Source organism: Variovorax sp. ZS18.2.2 (assembly GCF_024701975.1).
GTDB lineage: Bacteria > Pseudomonadota > Gammaproteobacteria > Burkholderiales > Burkholderiaceae_C > Variovorax.
Genome location: NZ_JANLNM010000010.1, coordinates 255,162 through 272,840 on the forward strand (window position 1 = coordinate 255,162; position 17,679 = coordinate 272,840).

13 protein-coding genes and 1 pseudogene are annotated in these 17,679 nt (G+C 61.2%); 7 read left to right on the forward strand and 7 right to left on the reverse strand.

All coding sequences use genetic code 11. From position 1 onward, the window contains the following. Positions 1 to 7 precede the first annotated feature (7 nt). Both NU688_RS29995 and NU688_RS30000 read right to left on the reverse strand, forming a co-directional pair. Positions 8 to 1,897, reverse strand: a complete 1,890-nt coding sequence (locus tag NU688_RS29995) for a Mu transposase C-terminal domain-containing protein (RefSeq protein WP_257864483.1) — start codon at positions 1,895 to 1,897, stop codon at positions 8 to 10. Continuing rightward, the gene (locus NU688_RS30000; RefSeq protein ID WP_257864484.1) at positions 1,881 to 2,705 is read right to left on the reverse strand and encodes a TnsA endonuclease N-terminal domain-containing protein; all 825 of its coding nucleotides are present in this window, start codon (positions 2,703 to 2,705) and stop codon (positions 1,881 to 1,883) included. Before NU688_RS30000 ends, NU688_RS29995 begins: the two co-directional genes overlap by 17 nt. A gap of 59 nt (positions 2,706 to 2,764) precedes the next feature. Between NU688_RS30000 and NU688_RS30005 the strand changes: the two are divergent. From NU688_RS30005 to NU688_RS34100, 5 genes and pseudogenes are all read left to right on the forward strand, one after another. Next, a pseudogene (locus tag NU688_RS30005) lies at positions 2,765 to 3,487 on the forward strand (ATP-binding protein); the annotation flags it as partial. A gap of 253 nt (positions 3,488 to 3,740) precedes the next feature. Then, positions 3,741 to 4,859 (forward strand): tyrosine-type recombinase/integrase, encoded by a 1,119-nt coding sequence (locus NU688_RS30010; RefSeq protein ID WP_257864486.1) that lies wholly within the window; start codon positions 3,741 to 3,743, stop codon positions 4,857 to 4,859. Between the two features lie 180 nt (positions 4,860 to 5,039). After that, positions 5,040 to 5,462, forward strand: a complete 423-nt coding sequence (locus NU688_RS30015; protein ID WP_257864487.1) for a helix-turn-helix transcriptional regulator — start codon at positions 5,040 to 5,042, stop codon at positions 5,460 to 5,462. 548 nt (positions 5,463 to 6,010) lie between these two features. Next, the gene (locus NU688_RS30020; protein ID WP_257864488.1) at positions 6,011 to 7,246 is read left to right on the forward strand and encodes a hypothetical protein; all 1,236 of its coding nucleotides are present in this window, start codon (positions 6,011 to 6,013) and stop codon (positions 7,244 to 7,246) included. Further along, a complete protein-coding gene (locus NU688_RS34100) occupies positions 7,246 to 7,569 on the forward strand; it encodes a GIY-YIG nuclease family protein (protein ID WP_374684711.1) in 324 nt (107 codons plus the stop codon). The genes NU688_RS30020 and NU688_RS34100 overlap by 1 nt, the downstream gene beginning before the upstream one ends. Before the next feature lie 24 nt (positions 7,570 to 7,593). On the opposite strand, the gene NU688_RS30025 is transcribed toward NU688_RS34100, so the two are convergent. Further along, positions 7,594 to 8,388, reverse strand: a complete 795-nt coding sequence (locus NU688_RS30025; RefSeq protein ID WP_257864489.1) for a hypothetical protein — start codon at positions 8,386 to 8,388, stop codon at positions 7,594 to 7,596. 599 nt (positions 8,389 to 8,987) lie between these two features. Between NU688_RS30025 and NU688_RS30030 the strand changes: the two genes are divergently transcribed. Then, on the forward strand, positions 8,988 to 9,380 hold the full coding sequence (locus NU688_RS30030; RefSeq protein WP_257864490.1) for a hypothetical protein: 393 nt from the start codon (positions 8,988 to 8,990) through the stop codon (positions 9,378 to 9,380). A 131-nt stretch (positions 9,381 to 9,511) separates the two neighbouring features. After that, on the forward strand, positions 9,512 to 10,408 hold the full coding sequence (locus NU688_RS30035) for a serine hydrolase (protein ID WP_257864492.1): 897 nt from the start codon (positions 9,512 to 9,514) through the stop codon (positions 10,406 to 10,408). Positions 10,409 to 10,771: 363 nt separating this feature from the next. Here NU688_RS30035 and NU688_RS30040 read toward each other — a convergent pair whose 3' ends face one another. The 4 genes from NU688_RS30040 to NU688_RS30055 form a co-directional block, all read right to left on the reverse strand. Then, complete coding sequence (locus NU688_RS30040; protein WP_257864493.1) at positions 10,772 to 12,919, reverse strand: tetratricopeptide repeat protein; 2,148 nt, start codon at positions 12,917 to 12,919, stop codon at positions 10,772 to 10,774. A gap of 110 nt (positions 12,920 to 13,029) precedes the next feature. Then, entirely contained in the window at positions 13,030 to 14,724 is a 1,695-nt protein-coding gene (locus tag NU688_RS30045; RefSeq protein ID WP_257864494.1) for a serine hydrolase, read from the reverse strand. Between the two features lie 29 nt (positions 14,725 to 14,753). Next, positions 14,754 to 16,178, reverse strand: a complete 1,425-nt coding sequence (locus NU688_RS30050; RefSeq protein ID WP_257864495.1) for an ATP-binding protein — start codon at positions 16,176 to 16,178, stop codon at positions 14,754 to 14,756. After that, entirely contained in the window at positions 16,175 to 16,834 is a 660-nt protein-coding gene (locus NU688_RS30055; protein ID WP_257864496.1) for a response regulator transcription factor, read from the reverse strand. Before NU688_RS30055 ends, NU688_RS30050 begins: the two co-directional genes overlap by 4 nt. Positions 16,835 to 17,679: the final 845 nt, after the last annotated feature.

A 17,679-nucleotide genomic window follows, 5' to 3' on the forward strand; every position in this document is an offset into this window, starting at 1 on the left:
GCGTCCCTTAAAAACGTTCGACCTCGTCGTACGGCACGATCGCCCCTGGCAATGGAGACTCTATGTCATCGCTAACGTCTTCCAGATCGCCTTCGACGGCGCCGATTGTGCCGGCGGGCGGCTGCGGGGAGTCACGTCGACGCATGGAACGTCGCGCGCTCTCACTACGCCGAGCTTTGGCCGTCGTCCGCACGGCCTCTTCCTCGATCCGTCGCATCTCGTCAAGGGCGCGGAAAATCAGCTCCTCGTCGGCATCCTTCTTGCCTTGATCACGAAGGTGAGCACGTATGGCGCGCAGTTCCCAGAGACTGATCGCAGGGTGCGTCATGTCACGATAGGGGACCCTGAAATAGGTCTCCGCATCCGGGTCGTAGAACAGGATGCTGCTGATGTCTCGTGGATCTCTTCGGCAAATGAACTTCCGACGCTCGGCCTTCCTTTTCGGATCGACCGAACCGACCCACCGCCTGAGCACGTCTGCGTGGTAACAGATGTGGTCAATCTTGATTCCATAGGTCTGCACCGTCGGCTCGAACAACGGCAGAAAGTCGATGCGCAACCGCTCCTCATCGGTGACGACCTCCACCTGGCCGACGCCAGCACTTTTGGCATCGCCAAGAATGCCGCGCGTGTAGCGTCTGATGGGTTCTTCATCGGTGCCGCCGTGAACTCGGTTGTGGTACAGACCGATGATCAAGTTTCCGAGCCATAGCTCGAGCTCTTTGAGTGTCAAGGCGGCGCGCCCCTCTGAGTCGTAGCTGCCGCGCTCCCCGGAGTTGGAGAATGTAGTGCCTGGTAGCGCATGAATCTCGCGCCCCAGTGTTCCCAGGTGACGCTCGATGTGCGCTCCATATCGTGGGGTCTTGATCTTTCGGAACACCAGGTCGATGCCGTACTCAAGACAAGCGCGTTCAAGCGCCTTGCCATGAAATTCCCGGGCGTTGTCCATGTGGATGATCTGAGGCTTTCCCATGCAAGGGTACTCATTTGTCAATCCAAGCCTGCTAAGCAGGCTCTTCTTCGACAAGATGGCGTTGGCCACGCAGATACCCGTGCCCAACGTGCCGGGCGGGTCGAATGAAATGTAGTAGCCCGCCACCATGCGGCTATAGACATCGATGGCAAGAGTGAGCCATGGGCGGCCAATTGGGATTCGATGCTCCTCGTCGACCAACTGGATGTCCATCAGCGTGTGATCGATTTGCAAGATCCCATATGGTCGATCAGCAAAGGGCACCGTGCCGTCGACGAGTTTGAGCTTGTCGGCAGCCGGTTGGCCAATCCGCCGCTTGGCAACATGCTTGCTGTCCATCTGTGCGATTCGCGCCATGAAAGTCGGAAGGCTCGGCGGCGTTAGCCGCGGGCTGGCGTTCCAGCAGAGCCGCTTGACTTCTCTGTGCGCGCGAGTCGCGCTACGCCGTTCGGGCGTCAGCCAGTAGTCGGTGATTACCTCCCGCGTGATCTTCTCAACCTCAGATGGCAACCGCTGGACACCGACGTCTTTGCGCGTCTTTCGCATCAGATTCGAGACGAGATTGCCTTGCTGAAAATCCTTCAACCACCGGTAGACCGTGGAGCGTGCAACTCCTGCTCGTGCTGCCACAGTGTCAATATCGGCTGGCGTCCACTTGCCGACATCCAACAGCGGCTTGAGCGCGGCATATTTCTCCTGTGCAGCATCAAGACGTGGCTCCGCGATTGCATCGAGATCCGCGCTATGACGGCGGGAAGCCGGAACCTTGCATCGCAGGTGCTCGAGCGGAACGACTTTGACTTCGTTGGTATCCATGTCGCGAATCGCAACGCGCGTTGGCGTTTCGAACCGACGGACCACGTATTCCCTGTCATCGTCCAGTTTCACGATGGCACCGGCAACGACCTTAGCGATACCAGTCATACGCCTCCTGTCTCCACTTCGGGATTGGATATGTAGCTTGGAACGATCGATGGAAAACACCAGGCCATACAGCGCTGCTCATCGTCAAGGGCTCGACTAGATCTGCGTCGAGCGTGCAAGTCGCGACAAAGTACCAAAGCCTGGTCAAAAGGCGGGCACGTAGCTCAAAGCTCTGCCCGAATTCATCGAGGAGTTTCTGCGGGGTCGTTGGCTCTTTCAAATCCCAGACCATCTTCAGCAACGCAGCATCCATGGATTTTTCCTGTGGGTCCTTCCTGTTCTGAAATCGCTCGACCTTGTAGTTGAGAAGGAACCTGACGTTGCCTGCGAAGACCCTGTCGATCTGGCGGTCCGTAATCAGTTTGAAACGGACTCCAGTCCCTCGCAGACTGCGCATGGTGGCTCGATACTTCGGTTTCAGCTCGGCCAAGGTATCGGCCAGCACAGCCACAGGCTTGACCTCAAAGATCGTGCCCCCCAGTCGACGGTCTGCCTCTCGCGCTTCGCGCGTGAACTTCACAAGCACGTCTGGTGTATAGCGACGATGGCGGCCATCAGGCCCCGTCCACGGAACGGTCAGACATTGCTCGCCGTATTTTTCCACCCTCGGATCGAAGTCGAGAATGTTCAAAAAATCGTATTCCAGCAGTGACTCTGCTTGAACCGTGCGCCCAAGCTTTCCGCTGGACAGCCGCGCGGTAACACTGAACGGGTTCTCGCGCACTTTACGCACCACACCTTGCACCATGGCCTCTTCCTTCTGTGTAAAGAAGGCCAACAGCTGATCGTGAACGCTTTCCTGACTCATCGGATACCCGTTCTCAAATAGCGGTTGACCAGTTTCTCATAAATCGTTTTCAATCACACAAGGATTCCGGCCGCTTTGACTTGCCGATCGCGCTGGGCATCCTTGCGGCCAGCGGGCAGATCCAGGGTGCGCGGCTGGCCGGGCACGAGTTCGCGGGCGAACTGTCGCTGTCGGGCGAACTGCGGCCGGTGCGCGGTGCGCTCGCCATGGCGCTGGCCCTGCACACGCGCGGCGTCGCGACGAAGCTGGTGCTGCCGATGGACAGCGCGCAGGAGGCGGCGCTAGTGCCCGGCGGCGAGGTCTACGGCGCGAGGCACCTCCTCGATGTGGTGCGGCAGTTCGTTCCCGAGGACGACAAGGCCGCGGCGCCCGAGCCGCCCGACGATGGCTGGGCGCGGATCCACGTCACACCGGCCATCGCCGCACCGCCGTATGCCGATCTGGCCGAGGTCAAGGGCCATACCGGCGCCAAGCGCGCGCTCGAGATCGCCGCGGCTGGCGGCCACAGCCTGTTAATGGTGGGCGAGCCGGGCTCGGGCAAGTCGATGCTCGCGCAGCGCTTTGCCGGCCTGCTGCCGGCGATGAGCATCGACGAGGCACTGGAGAGCGCCGCCGTGGCCAGCCTGGGCGGGCGCTTCGCGACGGAGCGGTGGATGTGCAGGCCGACGTCGGCGCCGCATCACACCTCCAGCGCAGTGGCGCTGGTGGGCGGCGGCTCGCCGCCGCGACCGGGCGAGATTTCAAGAGCGCACCACGGCGTGCTGTTCCTCGACGAATTTCCAACTATTCACTGTTTCAGTGTCTAACCTTCAGTGTCGCTCGAGCTTAAAAACAGTTTTAAATCAACGAGTTAGAGGCGAGAGCTGAACGATCTTGGTGCGAGTTTCGAACATCTAAGGTTCCTGTTTCGGTGTCGCTCCCCTGCCGGAACGATTTTTATGACAGAAAACGCAAGTTTTGAACGTTTAACGTCCTTGACACGCGTTTTACGTCATGGTCTGATGTCTGGCATCCAAGTTCTCGTAACAGTGAAGCGTGGCCACCAGCACTCGACGTCTGCCGACACCTGCGTTTCCCGCGGCGCTTCCCGCTTGGATGAACGCCAAGCAGCTTGCTGTTGCAGATCGATGTCTGGTTTCCCTAAGAAATCACCGCACGAGCAAAGGCAACCACGCTCTGTCCATCAGGTCGCAAAGAAACACGCTCCTGGATTTCTGGAGCTATTGTCGAAAAGTGCCGGGCGAGACCCAGCCGGAAGATTTCGAGCAGTGGTCGACAAACTCGCTGGTCATGGATCGGCAGGTGGTCGCCTCAACGCAGCGTAAGTATCAAAACGATGTGCGTGCAGCCTACAGGTACTGGGTGGATTCCTCCGCGATCCGCAACAACGTTCGTGCACAGGTCGGGTGCGACATCGTTCAAGTTTCAACGCCCGAAAATTCGATCACTCATCGTCAACCGCGCGAGCTCAACGGGGACAAGCAGCGCCGCAGCTTCTCCGCAAAGGAAGAGCGACAATTTTTCCGAGGAATCAAAGAGGGAATCGCTTTTGCTCATGCGAACGGCAGCAAGTCATTGCGGTCTCTGCAGCGTGATCAAGTGACGTTCTTCTTTCAAACCATCGCGGGACCCAGAGAAACAGAAACGGTCACTGTCAACGTCGACTCGTTTGAGGAAAATCCCGATTTCCCAGAGTTCGGCGACTACGGCATGGTTCGCATCTGGGGCGCGAAAATCAAGGCGTGGCGCACCGTCCCGATCGACGATCCCGCGCTTCCTCCATTGCTCAAGTGGTACGTGGAGAATGTACGCCCGTTATTCCTCTCAGCGGACAATCCCGATGAGAAGGCGATGTTTCTCTCGGAGCGTGGCACACGGCTGACCTACAGCGGCCTCTACAGCCGCTTTCGAATTTGTGCAGAGCTGAGCAACATGCCCGTCGAGTTGACGCCCCATTCGCTGCGCCACACGTCGATCTCCAGCGACACGATGGCCGGCTCATCATTGACCATGACACAAAAGAAACATGGTCACACGTACGCTTCGTCGACGCAGGCCTACACGCACCTAGCCGACGAGTATGTCCGCGGAGAACACATCCGCATCACACGCGCGAGGATGAAAAATGCCAAGGCCTCGGGCAATGGGCAGTAAACACCAAGATGTGGCCGTTCGTGGCGACGTCGCAGAGGCCAACATCGACCCTTCCAGAGTTCGAATGTACGAAGCACATCGAATGACCTTCATCAAAAATTATCTTCCCTTCACCGACCTGGATGTGCCCGCAACGTGCCGCCGCTTCGGTCAGGTCACGAGCAAGCATCGCACCGCGCCATGACGACGAAACCGAAAATTGTCGACTCCCCCATCAAAGCTCTCCAGTGGCGCTTGCACGCTGTCATGGCCGATCGCGGCATCCGGACAGCGACTGAACTTCACCGGCGTCTGCAGCCTTACGGCGTCGAGATCACGAGCCATCAGCTTTCCCGGATCGTCGCGAAGATGCCTGACCGGCTCAACACCAAAGTGCTGTCCGCTTTGATGACTGTGCTCGACTGCAGCGCGAACGAATTGATTCGTGCCGTCACGCTTGAGGCCGTCGAACCACAGGCGCCTCTGGTATCGGACGCAAAGAAGAGGGTCACACATCGTCCCGAGCTACCACCCGCCACACCGCCGGGCGTTCTCGGCCCGCCCACGGTTCGCTCCCACATTCGGGTGGTGCCCAAGCCCGGAGATACCAAGACGGATGATTGATGGTCGACGCTTGCATAATCTGCCTCCTTCCCATCACTGGCCGCGTTGCGACACGGTACGAGCATGGCCCTGTATGTTCGCTTTGCTATGCCAAAGACTTCTGCAGCGTCAAATGCAACGCATGTGCCAGACCTACGAAGAGCTACCGCGGCATAGTTCCCGCTTTGTGCTCCTACTGTAGAGAACGTGCGCAATGCGCAACATGCGGGAAGCATCCGGTAAGTGCGATGTCCCGGATGACACCCAACGGCCGGATCTGCTCTCGGTGCGCTGAAAAATCCGATCCACCAAAAACCTGTTCAACGTGCGGACGAACCTCGCGGCATGTCTTCAACATCCCGGGTAGCCCTGGACTGACAAGGTGCAGCGATTGCAAGAACCCTGGTCGATATGCAGCGTGCGACGACTGTGGCAAGAATCGCAAGGTTGCCGTTCTAAACGAAGCCGGTCGGCCACTCTGCCGGCACTGCGCGCTAGGCCCTTTTGTTTGCCCGAAGTGCCATGCACCAGGGCGCAGGCACAGTGCGTCCATGTGTTCCGCATGCTACTTGCGACAGCGTGCAACGATCTCCGCCGCATCGGCGACCACAAGCATAGAAAACGTCGAGTACAGGAGGCTGTATGAAGCATTCGCGCAGGAGTGGATTGACGCGACGATCCCTAATCAACACCGCCCTGCGGCTTTGAAAAAGCACGCGAGCATCTTCGCTCATCTTTCCAAGCTCGCAGACAAACCCCAGGCCATCGACGGCGGTCCTTTCTTTCAAGCTTTTACGCCGTTGCAGGTACATCGGGCGTACGTACCGTTTTCCTGGCTTAGAAAGAAGGGCTACCTCAAGTTCCTGACCGTTGACAATTTGACGGAGGAATCGGAACGCCTGTCCCAGTCAGGCTTGCTCGAACGAACACCGGAAGGTTGGAAACGCGAGCTGATGACCCGCTACCTAGCGCATCTGCAGACCTATCAAGTTGCTTGGCAGCGACGTGGCTGGACCGGTGCACACCAACGCTTCCTCTCGCATACGATCACCACCGCTTTGAGCGCTGCTCACTTTTTTGTTTTGAGCAGCCATGATGCAGCGGTCTCGCCGCAAAGTCTTGACCAGGAGTTGTTGGATCGATTCCTTACACAAAGTCCAGGCAGGCGCAACAGCCTACGGCGGTTCGTCGATTTCATGAACAGAAAAGAGAAGCTTTTCAAGGCACTGAAAATTCTCGGTGAGCAACCGCCGTTCGCAGCTCATCTTCTGCTGCCTTCCGTCCAGGCGTCCAGCCTGATCGGCAAATGGACCACCTCCTCAGAAAGCGAAGATCGCAATTCATTGCTGCTCTTATTTATGCTGGTCTATGCGCGCACCGCGACGCAAGCCTGTAAGCTAAAACGTGGCAATTTTTCGATCTCCACAAGCGGGATCGTCACGGCCAATTTTGGCCGCGTGCCCATCGAACTCGATGAGGAGACTGCGCGGATACTGAGCAGATACCTCGAACAGCTTGAGGCCAAGTGCGGGAGGCTTTTGCTGATGGAAGAATACGTCTTCCCTGGCCACATCGAAGGACATCATTTCAGTCGCACCTCACTGAACTATGTGATGGGCCTCCAGGGCCTGGCCGCGCCCAAACTCTTTGCTACCGCATTGGCTGAGGCGTACCGCGCAGGCCTGAAGATCCCCAAGGTCCTGGTGCGCAGTCTAGGGATCTCCGATCAGTCTGCCCTCACGTACAGCGAGGCCTTCGCGCCTCGAGTGTCAGAGGAGCTCGCGCAGCGAGCCGGACGTCGCTGATGCCCTCCTGCGTCGTGTACCTCCTTGCCTGCGACGGCGGCAGGACCTACACCGGCATCTCCGCGAATCCTCAGCGTCGTTACCAACTTCACAAGGCGGGCAAAGCCAGCATGTTCACCCGGTTGAATCCACCAACGGCATTGCTCGCTGAAGTATGGCTTGAGGACCGCCGTAGTGCGGCAATCGTTGAGCACCTTCTCAAGCGTCAATCGCAGGCGAGACGAGTCGCTTGGTTTCAGAGGATGAACCCGTCTACAGACCGCTGTCCACACTCTTTATCCACCGCACTGGATTTGCTGTCACGCTGCGACTCAAAGAACTGACGACGACCCGCCTGCTGGCAAGTTCTATTTTGCCCGCTCAATCGTCGAGCATGCCCGATCAAGGACTTCATGGCAAAGCGACCGAAGCATCCGCAACCGAAATTCGAGTGCGCTCGCCAAGTAGTCCTGAGCGGTCGTATCCACAATGTTGACATCCCGACCCACGAAACAACGCATGCAGAACAAGTCTGCCGGCACCTTGGCGATGCGTTGCAACCAGTCCTCCATCATCGGGATCGAAAGGTGGCGCGCGAACATGTGGTGATGCAACACTGGGCACCCATCCCGAAGCGCTTTCGTACTTAGAAAGTAACGCGGACTGCTGGCCATCAGCAATGAATTCGCGTGGTCGAAGCCAACGAGAAATCGGATGTTGCCGGGACCGGTGACTGCCTTCACGTTGCCAAGTCGATCCCAATTGCCGATCAAGACGTCAAAAACAAATAGGCCTGCGGCCTCCCACGGGTACTTCGTTGCGGTCACCCGCGCAAGTCTGGAATCGACGTGCGAAACGTGAGCATCGGGCTTGGACATGGCAAGACTGGCGTAGACAACTTCGCCGCTCACTTCAGCGAGAACGCCGGTCGGCACCGGCACCCCGATCAACTCGCCAAGCCGGGCGGCTACCAATTCGTTGTACACCGCCGTGGGGCAACTTTCGTCGTCTCGCTTCACAATTACGGCAAGCTCAGAATGCCGTGATTTTGAACTCCCGCGCTTGACTGCATGACCCTCCCGTACAAGCTGGTGAGCAGTCTCCAGATTGAACAAAGTTATGCCGTCGTCAGCTAGTCTAGTGGGCGAATCAAGCATCGACATCAGGTCACATCCTTGTCTGCTTTTGATACTGCTTACAGAAAACTATTCGTCGAGTCCTTGTTTCGGCAAAGATGGCCAAATTCACTCTTCTCTGAATGAAGAGAATTTTATCTCGTTCGTGAGAGAGATAAAAATCTCCCGCCCTTGAGAATTGAGGAGTTCGGCTGATAGTTGAATGCGAAGGGCCATCGTCATGTCTCCGCTTGGAGGCGACGCCTCGTCCGAGCTGACGCATGATTGAGCTCGGTGCTGGCGCAGCGCGGGGCAGTGCCTCCAACTGACCTAAGACCTCCATCCAGAACCGGACATTTCCGGGCAACACGATGACCAATGTCATTTGGAGATCGAAGCCCGGGCGCTCCAGGTCCTTCCAGCTCCAAAGTTGCTTTCGGCTTGACGCGTTGACCAGCCCTTGCTGTTGCAGCGGATACGGCGCGTCCCCTATCGATACGTTGATCCGAAAAACATGTTTTCAGTTGGCGAAGTCATGAGCTGACTCGCAGCAGGTGGAAGTCAGGACAAGCAAATTCTCTCAGAAACGATAAATTTCTCTTTATAGAGATAACGATAAAAATCAATTGTTGACGAAAATGATTAACATGCTCTCCAACAATCCAACCGCTTTTGCCGCGCGCTTTCGCCAAGCGATGCAGCGGAAGGGGCTGGGCTCGCTGGGAGCAACTCAGCTTGCTGAGGCACTTGCAGGGGAGTTCCCCGACATTCTTTCCGTTCAGACGACACATAAATGGCTCAACGGCACCGCGGTGCCACGCCCTGAGCGGTTGTCCGTGTTAGCAAGATGGCTTGACGTGTCAGAGCATTGGCTCGCGTATGGACCGGATCCGAGCCTTAAAGGATCGGGGCTGCATGACGGCAGCGCTCGGACGTCTTCTGCTAAAGATCTGACGCGCCGGATCCACCAACTTAGTGAACCCCAAAGGGGAATCATCGAACTCTTACTGTCTGAGTTCGAAAGGTCGGCTGTTGCTTAAGTCAACAAGCCTACTTCTTCATTGAAGGAGGTTGACTTCATGATCTTCGCGGCTCAACGGCGCTAGATCTCTCGGCATGGGCGTGCGGCCTTCCGATACGCCAACCTGTTTCACATCAAGTGCAATCCGCAATGTTCTCCTCCCTCGTATCGAACGGGTCGCCAGTGCGGCCCGGAGAGCACAATGCGGTGGTTCCCTGGTGGAGCTTTACGAAGACAGTTCTATCGGCGGCATCCCTGTCACTTGTGCGTGATGGGTTGGTTCGACTCGATGACCCAGTCCTCGAAGGTCCATTCACGCTACGTCAACTGCTGAGGCATGAAACCGGGCTGGCGGACTATAGCGAGCTTGGCGAATACCACGCCGCCATTGCTCGCGGCGAAGCGCCCTGGCCGGCGGATGAAATGCTGCAACGCCTCGATGCGACGAGATTGCGTTATGCGCCTGGAGTCGGTTGGCGGTATTCGAACGTCGGCTACATGTACGTCGCGAGGCTTATCGAACGTGTAACTGGACTCGCGCTCGAGGAAGCGCTGATGCAACAAGCGCTGGCGCCGCTGGACTTGTCGCGAGTTCGCGCCGCAAAGACGCGAGCCGACTTGGACGGCGTGTGCCTGGGAGCCGCAACCGCATATGACCCAGGATGGGTTTATCACGGCTTGCTTGTCGGCCCTCTCTCGGACGCGGCCCTTTTCTTGGACCGCCTGTTAGCGGGACACCTCCTGCCTAGTTCTCTACTGCAGGAGATGCAAACGGCACGCATCCTCGGCGGACCTCTTCTTGAGCGCCCTTGGACTTCACCCGGATATGGCCTCGGCCTGATGCAAGGCGTCGTGAATATGGGTTTGACCTTGTGCGGACACACCGGAGCTGGGCCGGGCAGCGTAGTGGCTGTCTACCGCAGCGTCTACGGTGTTGACACGGCGAGTTGTGCCGTCTTTCATATGGGCTCCGACGAAGGCGTTGCTGAAGCAGAAATCGCTGCTCGCCTCTCGGAAATCTTGAAGCCTGAGACGTCTGGCGATTGATGATGCGGGCTGCCAGAGCGTCGAGGCCCCTCTCGACGGCAACACGTCCGGCTAAGGTCGACCAAAACCGGCCGTTCGATGTAGTGGCACAGCACGGGCCAGGAGCCGCCGCGCGCGGCGGTGGCAGAACTTGGGAGAGTAGGCTAACTTGACCCAACTGCATCTAGCGCCCGCTTTTGGATGGACCGCGCCTCCTCAGGGCAGAGACGGAAGATCCCCACCTCCACCACTTGGAGACGGTGCTCCGTGTGCTGGGCGCGATCGACGGCCTCGAAATGCGGCGAAACCGATGAGGCCCGTCAGCGCCGCTGGCGCCATGCCTTGGCACTAGACGTCGCGGGCAAATCACTACCGGAAGTAAACCTACGACTGGATCGCAGCAGTAAGGCCCTTGAGTTCTTGCTCGTACACCTTGGCGGCCAGGTTGCGATCCAGTGCGTGGAGGCGTCCATAGGCCTTGATGGCGTCGTCCATGCGCCCCGCGCGCTTATAGGCCGCGCACAGGTTCGCGAGGACCAGCGGATCCGAAGGCTTGGCAACATCGAGGCGCTCGAAGATCGAAACGGCCGTAGCGGGGTCTCCGCTGCGAATGTGCGAGACCCCCATGTTGGTGAGCGCCGCGCGATTGTCCGGATCGATGCGAAGCGCCTGCGTCAGCGCCTCCTTGGCCTGGGGGATCTGCTGCGCGGCGTTGAGGTGCAGCCCGAGGTTGATCCATGCGGTGGGCATTTGCGGATCGAGCGCCACTGCGCGCTGATAGGCCTGGATGGCTTCCTGGAGCTGTCCCTTGCCGCTTCGAACCGTGCCGAGCAGGTCCCACGCACGGGCGTCCGTGGGGGCCAGCTTCACTGCGCTTTCCGCGAGCTTGAGGCTTTCGTCGGGCCGACCGAGCTTTCGATAGAGCTCGCTCAGCCGCATGCTCGGCATGGCGTTCAGCGGCGCCAGCTCGATGGCTTTGAGGAAGCTCTCTTCGGCCTTTGAGGCCTGGCCGTTCTCCTGGAAGGCCTTTCCGAGTTCCTCGTAGACGAACGCGTTCGACTCCCCGTTCTTGAGCGCCTCGGTGAGTGCGGGAATGGCTTGCTTGTAGTCCTTGCGCTCCAGGTACTGCACGCCTTGCCACTTCCAGGCGGCGCCGTTGCCCGGCTCGAGCGCGGTCGCCGCGCGGTAGGCCTGCAAGGCCGCGTCCGGCTGCTTGGTCCAGGTGTACGCATCTCCCAGCCGCGTCCAGGCGACGCCGTCGCGCGGATCGATCCGCAATGCGATTTCGTAGGCCTTGATGGCTTTTTGCCTGTCCCCCGACCTCTCCCAGGCGATGCCCAGGTTCTTCCACCCCAGGCCGAAGCGCGGCTCGGCCGTCACGGCTTCCTGGAGCGCCTGGATCGCCTGCGGCCCCTCGCCGTAGATGAACGCCAGGCCATTGAGCGCGATGGCGCGTTCGCCGCCCGTGCCCGCCTTGGCCGCCTGCTTGAGCGCATCGATCGCGCGATCCTGCTGCCCGTTCTTGCGGTACAGCTCGCCAAGGTTTCGCCAGGCAATGCCATAGCTGGGGTCGACGCGGGTGGCTGTCTGGTAGGCCTCGATAGCCAAGGGGGAGCGACGGGTTTCGCTGTAGACGTTGCCGAGGTTGTTCCATGCCGGCGCGAGCTGCGGATCCAGCTCGACGGCCTTCAGATAGGCCTCGACAGCCTTGGTGGCGCGGTCTTTCTCGCCGCTGCTCATGTGCGCATTGCCGAGGTTGTTCCAGGCCCACGCACTGCGGGGTTGGGCCTCGGTCCAGCGCAGGTTGTTCTCGAGCAGTCCGGCGGCATCCCCCTTGGCATCGAAGATCCGTGCCTGATTCATCCAGGCCGTCGTGCCCAGCGACGCCGGCGCGCGCGGCTTGCGCTCGAGCACGTAGCCGATCCATTCGACCGGGAGCGCCATACTCAGTGCGTTGGCATCGGCGCTCTCCATGACCACCATCGCGAGCAACTGACCCTGCTCGTTGTAGATGCCGACACCGTCGCGCAACGGGGCGGGCGGGGCGACCAGGGGCTGCGCCACCCCGAGGTACAGGCCATCCACCACCTTGCCCAGATACGGAACGTGCAAGTCGATGCGGCGCAGCAGGCCCTCCTGCAAGGACATCGCATGCACGTTGCCCAACGTCGAGCTGTCGCGGGTTCGCCCCATCTGCGCGGCCGGCGCATTCAGGCCGCGCGCCTGCAACAGGCAGACGTTGCGGTCCTCGTCGGCGGCGATCAATTCAGCGGGGAATCGGTTCTGGCCCTGTTGCACGCTGAAGGGCGATGCCGATGCGCCCAGGCGGTGGCACGGCGTTGCGACCAGGGCAGGCGCGACGACCACGCCACCGAACGTCGAAGACCCCGAGGCCACCTCCACAGCGCTGCCGGCCGCGGCAGCCAGGGAGGCATTGCCCGACTGCGCCATGGCGGGCGCCGTCGACAACAGGCTCGTGCAGCTCAAGGCGAGGACGGCGGCGAAGCGCGGCACACGTGATGGCGGCCACATGGAAAGCGCTCGCCGCGTTCGACTGCTTGTCGGATCGTCCATCGTTCAACCCCCTGAGCCAAAACGGGGATCGTAGCCCTGCACCGAGATACGCCACAAGCTACGAAAACTCAGTGGGCAAGCCGCTGCATGCGGAACTCGCCCCCTTCGTACAGCACGAGCGCGACGATCCGACCGCTGGCATCGCGCTCGAACTGCAGTTGGCTGCGCCCGCTCTCGTAGGCGAAGCGATCAGGTCGATCCACGATGGGAAAGACTGGCTTGCGCTCCCAGTTGGCCGAGCGCACGCCCAACTGGCCGTCTTCGACTTTCACGTCGAGATCGACGTTGCGTCGCAAGGTCCGGCTCATGTGATAGCGGCCCACATAGCCCGCCGCCTGATCGGGCGCGACAACCGCCAGGGCTGGCGCCGCCGTGTCGGTGCGCACGGCCCGCGTGCGGCCGCCGCCCTGCGTGAGTTCGACACGGGCCGAGGCCCCGTTCTCACGGCCGAACACGTAGACGGCGCCGGCATCGATGTCGATGAAGGTGTCGTTGCCGGCGGGTCGCAGTGCCCGGTAACCGCTGCCGGTGATGCGGCGATAGAGCTTGCCATCCTGCGGCACGAAAGTGAATGCCGTCTTCGGATCGATCCGGTAGACGCCCGCATAGGTAGCCAGCGACGCGGCATCGAGCGCGACGGCAGACAGCGACACCGGATAGCGGCTGGCCGCGAGGCCGATGAAGACCCGCCCGGGCTGCGCATGCGCGCTGCTGGCGAGAACCACTGCGGCCTCCTGCGTATCGGGCGCCATCATCCACAGCGTGCGAAAACCCGCGGTCACACCGAAGTGGAAGTAAGTGCGTTTCTCCGGAGGTCCGCGCATCATCACGGCATAGCCGATCTCGCTTTCGCGAAAGCGCCCCAGCGGCGTGAGCAGGCGTTCTACCGCGGGTCCTAGCGGGCCGTCGCGGCCGGCCATCAGGGCGCGACTGAAGATCAGCAGATCCGAGGCGGTGGAGCGCAACGCGCCTGCGCTGGCCAGGGCATCGAAGTCCCACAACGGCGCGGCGACCGTGTTGTTGAAGGCCGGCGCCATGCGCGCCGCCTTGTCGCCGAGGTCCTGCACTGTGTCCTGCATGCCGAGCGGGCCGGTGATGTTCTCTCGCACCAGCTGCTGCCAGGGCTTGCCGTAACGCTCGGAGAGCAGCAGGCCCACCACGCCAAGGCCGAAATTGCTGTAGCCGGCCACGCAAGGCGGCGCCTTGGCCATGGGCTGGTTGGACAACGCCGCCAGCAAGCGGCGGCGGCTGAATCTCGAAAAGGGATCGGCCGAGGCGTAACCCTCGAAATCCGGCGGGTCCCACGGCAGGCAGGCGCTGTGCGTGATGAGCTGACGCAGCGTGATGGCAGACACCTCGGGCGACAGCACGGCCTTGCCCTGGAGCAGCGCGCCCAGGTTGTCGTCCAGCGCCAGGTCGCCGCGCTCCACGCTCTGCGCCAGCAGGAGGCCGGTGAAGACCTTGCTGATCGAGCCGACCTCGTAGAGCGGCTGGGCGTCTGTGTCGTTTGCTTCGGCCGGCGCGGCATCGCGCGCGGCCGCCGCCTCGTCGTTCTGCATGAAAGCGAAGCGCGCCTGCCCCGCATGCAGCACGCCGACCGAGACCGAGCCGCGTTCATCGCGCAGCCCCATGCGCGCCAGTTCCGCAGGGTCGGTCGCGAAGCTGGGTGGCTGCGCCCAAGACACACCGAAGGTCAGCAGACCTGAGAGCAGCAGCGTGCCGCGACGCGGCCTTGACCGCAGGATGTCACGAGCCTTCTTCATGCATTTGTCCATTGGGTATTCCTGATTTTTCAGGCAGCTCGGAAATCCGCGTTAGGCACGCTCACCAGAAATCCCACACCGCGATCGTCCAGCCCGCCAATGAGGGCCGCGGTGCCCCCCATGCCGCGCGCGGCTTGTTGCACGATGGACAGCCCCAGACCCGAACCAGCCACGTCGATGTGGTTGTTGCCGCGCCAGAAACGCTCGAACACGCGCGCTTGCTCTGCCGCGGGGATGCCCGGACCGTCGTCGCGCACCAGCAGAGTGAGCCGCTCGCCCTCGTCGAGCAGGTGCACGACGACGCGCCCGTTGGTCCGGCCGTAGCGGATGGCGTTGTCGACAAGGTTGCCGACGATGGAGCCAAGCCCGGGCAGGTCGACCGGGGCCATCAGCGCGTCCGGCGCCTCCAGTTCGAGCTCGATACCGCGCACCATCGCAGCGTGTGCCATCGGAGCCAGCCACTGCCGCAGGGCCTGGGCGACGTCGCTGCGCTGCAGGACGGGACGTTGGCCTTCGTCCAGCGAGGCCAGCAAGAGGAGTTGCTGGGCCAGGTGCGAGGCGCGCACCACCGCATGGTTCAGGTGCTGCAAGCCCTCCTCCCGCACCTGTGCGTCGGTGGCGCGTGCCAGCACATGGGCCTGCGCGGTGATCACGGCCATCGGCGTGCGGATCTCGTGCGCCGCATCCTGCACGAAGAAGCGCTCACGGTCGACTTTTTGCTTCAGTCGCGCAAGGAGGTGGTCAATCGCTTTCACCAATGGCTTGAGTTCGCGGTGCCGCACATGCACCGCCAGCGGTGTGAGATCGTCTGGCGCACGTTGAGCAATGGTGCGGGCCACCTGCTGCAGCGGCGTGAGGCCGTTGCGCACCGAGAGCCAGACGGCGCCAAGGACAATTGGCAGCGCCAGCACGAGGTAGGGCAGCAGGGAGCGGCCGTTGTAGGCAAGGAAGGCGGCGTCGGTACGCAACGGCTCGACGACACGCAGCGTCCAGCGCTTCGAGCGCGCTTCGTACACGTTGTGCGCGACACCACCCACCTCCACCGCCACGAGAGTGCGAGGCGCATCAGGTAACACGGTGTCGCGCAGCGCCGGCGACGCCCACACGCGCCGGCCCTGGTTGTCCAGCAATTCGAACAGCCGCACACCGGGAAAACGTCCCTCCGCCTGCCGCCGCGCATTGAGCCATTGACTGGTGGCAGCCATCACGGCCTGCACCTGGCCGATGTCGCTGATCGGCGCCAGCGATTCGCTGAAGTCCTCGCTGAACCGGTTGAGGCCTGGAGCGCTGGTCTCGATGCGCTGGGCCTGCACGTAGAGGTAGCCCAACAGCACGGCCCAGATGACCAGAAAGGCGACGAGCACCGAGGCCACGCCGCGCCGCTGCAGCGTGGGTTCGGTCACGCGCTCGCGCAGTCCGCCGAGCATCGATGGCGGGGACAAGGCCTGGGTCATGGCGTCACCAGCAGGTAGCCCACGCCGCGCACGGTGCGGATGCAGTCGGCGCCGATCTTGCGGCGCAGGTTGGAGACATGAACTTCGAGCGCGCTGGAGTCGAGCGCTTCGCCCAAGGGCGTCATGCGCTGCGCCAGCAGGTTCTTCGCCATCACCACGCCGGGCTCGCGCGCAAGTTCGAGCAGGATCTGGAATTCGCGCGGCGACAGCGCCACCGGCTGGCCGGCCCGCTGTACGCTGTGCCGACGCGGCTCGATAACAAGGTCTCCGATAGCCCAGCGCTCGCTGGCCTGTCGTGCGGCACGGCGCAGCACGGCATGGATGCGGGCAATGAGCTCAGAGGTGACGAAGGGCTTGAGGACGAAGTCGTCGGCGCCGCCGTTGAGTCCGCGCAGGCGGTCTTCCACTGCGCCGTGCGCGGTAATCACGATGATGGGTGCGACGCAGCCCTGCTCACGCCACCGTGCCAAGAGGTCGAATCCGCTGCCGTCGGGCAGGCCCAGGTCCAGCAGCACGCAATCGAAGGCCTCGTCGTCGAGCAGGACCGGCGCATCGGCCGCACGTCGTCGCCACTCGCTGGACAAGCCCTCGACCTTCAATGCGGACTGCAAGGCGCGGCCGAGATCCAGGTCGTCTTCGATGAGCAGCAGGTGCATGCGCCTATTGTGGCGATGCAGGGCGTGCCGATTTGCGACTGGCGAAGCATCTTTGGCTGACCTTAAGCTTCGCCTCAGGCCTGTCGAGGCATCTTTCTTCGTCTCCCGCAGATGGCGACCAGGGTTTTGGATGGTGACCACAAGGCCGCCATCTTCTGATGCGGAAACGAGACGATCGGCGTTTGACGACAAGACAGCTGAAACGCTGTTGGCGCAAGGACGCGTTTACCGATGTGATCGACGCTGCATCAATTGCCGGCCTCGATCAGCTTGTGTGCCCACCCTTGGCGAATCGCACGCGCCCTAGCTCCTCACAGTTCTGCGATGCATGCCGCCGACGCCCGTGGTACACCGTCGGAAAGCGAGCGAGTTCGTGAATCTCGCCGTCCGTCGCAGGAAGCCAGAAGCGCAGCAAGTCTCCTCGGCCTTCGCTGCCGGGCGTGAGCAACAGTATGAGGAGCGACGAGCACATGGGCCGAGTCAAGGACTACATCAACGAGATCGATCGAAGAGGCTGGCACGACGCGACGGGAAGGTTCGTATGCGCGGAATGCGTTCACGAAAAGTTTCTCAGCGCGTTGGTTAGTTCCCTGGCCGAGAAAGACACGTGTGACTTCTGCCAGCGCTCGGAGAAACAACCGATCGCTGCGCCCTTCAGCGCACTCCTTTTGAGGTTGGCAGAAGTTGCAATGAAACGGTACGGCGATGTCGATCGTGTGTAAGCAGTCAATAAACCACGCCCTTGCGCGTGATGTTGGAACCGATCGGCGCAGGGCGGCCTACGCGCCGCCGAGCTCGATGTTCCAAGGCAGCAGCGCCTCATAGTCATCGACGGTCTGTGCCAG

Excerpts from the sequence above, each read along its gene's own strand:
- NU688_RS29995 (WP_257864483.1), bottom strand. The coding sequence starts at position 1,897 with ATGACTGGTATCGCTAAGGTCGTTGCCGGTGCCATCGTGAAACTGGAC.
- NU688_RS30000 (WP_257864484.1), bottom strand. The coding sequence starts at position 2,705 with ATGAGTCAGGAAAGCGTTCACGATCAGCTGTTGGCCTTCTTTACACAG.
- NU688_RS30015 (WP_257864487.1), top strand. The coding sequence starts at position 5,040 with ATGACGACGAAACCGAAAATTGTCGACTCCCCCATCAAAGCTCTCCAG.
- NU688_RS34100 (WP_374684711.1), top strand. The coding sequence starts at position 7,246 with ATGCCCTCCTGCGTCGTGTACCTCCTTGCCTGCGACGGCGGCAGGACC.
- NU688_RS30025 (WP_257864489.1), bottom strand. The coding sequence starts at position 8,388 with ATGTCGATGCTTGATTCGCCCACTAGACTAGCTGACGACGGCATAACT.
- NU688_RS30030 (WP_257864490.1), top strand. The coding sequence starts at position 8,988 with ATGCTCTCCAACAATCCAACCGCTTTTGCCGCGCGCTTTCGCCAAGCG.
- NU688_RS30035 (WP_257864492.1), top strand. The coding sequence starts at position 9,512 with ATGTTCTCCTCCCTCGTATCGAACGGGTCGCCAGTGCGGCCCGGAGAG.
- NU688_RS30040 (WP_257864493.1), bottom strand. The coding sequence starts at position 12,919 with ATGTGGCCGCCATCACGTGTGCCGCGCTTCGCCGCCGTCCTCGCCTTG.
- NU688_RS30045 (WP_257864494.1), bottom strand. The coding sequence starts at position 14,724 with ATGAAGAAGGCTCGTGACATCCTGCGGTCAAGGCCGCGTCGCGGCACG.
- NU688_RS30050 (WP_257864495.1), bottom strand. The coding sequence starts at position 16,178 with ATGACCCAGGCCTTGTCCCCGCCATCGATGCTCGGCGGACTGCGCGAG.
- NU688_RS30055 (WP_257864496.1), bottom strand. The coding sequence starts at position 16,834 with ATGCACCTGCTGCTCATCGAAGACGACCTGGATCTCGGCCGCGCCTTG.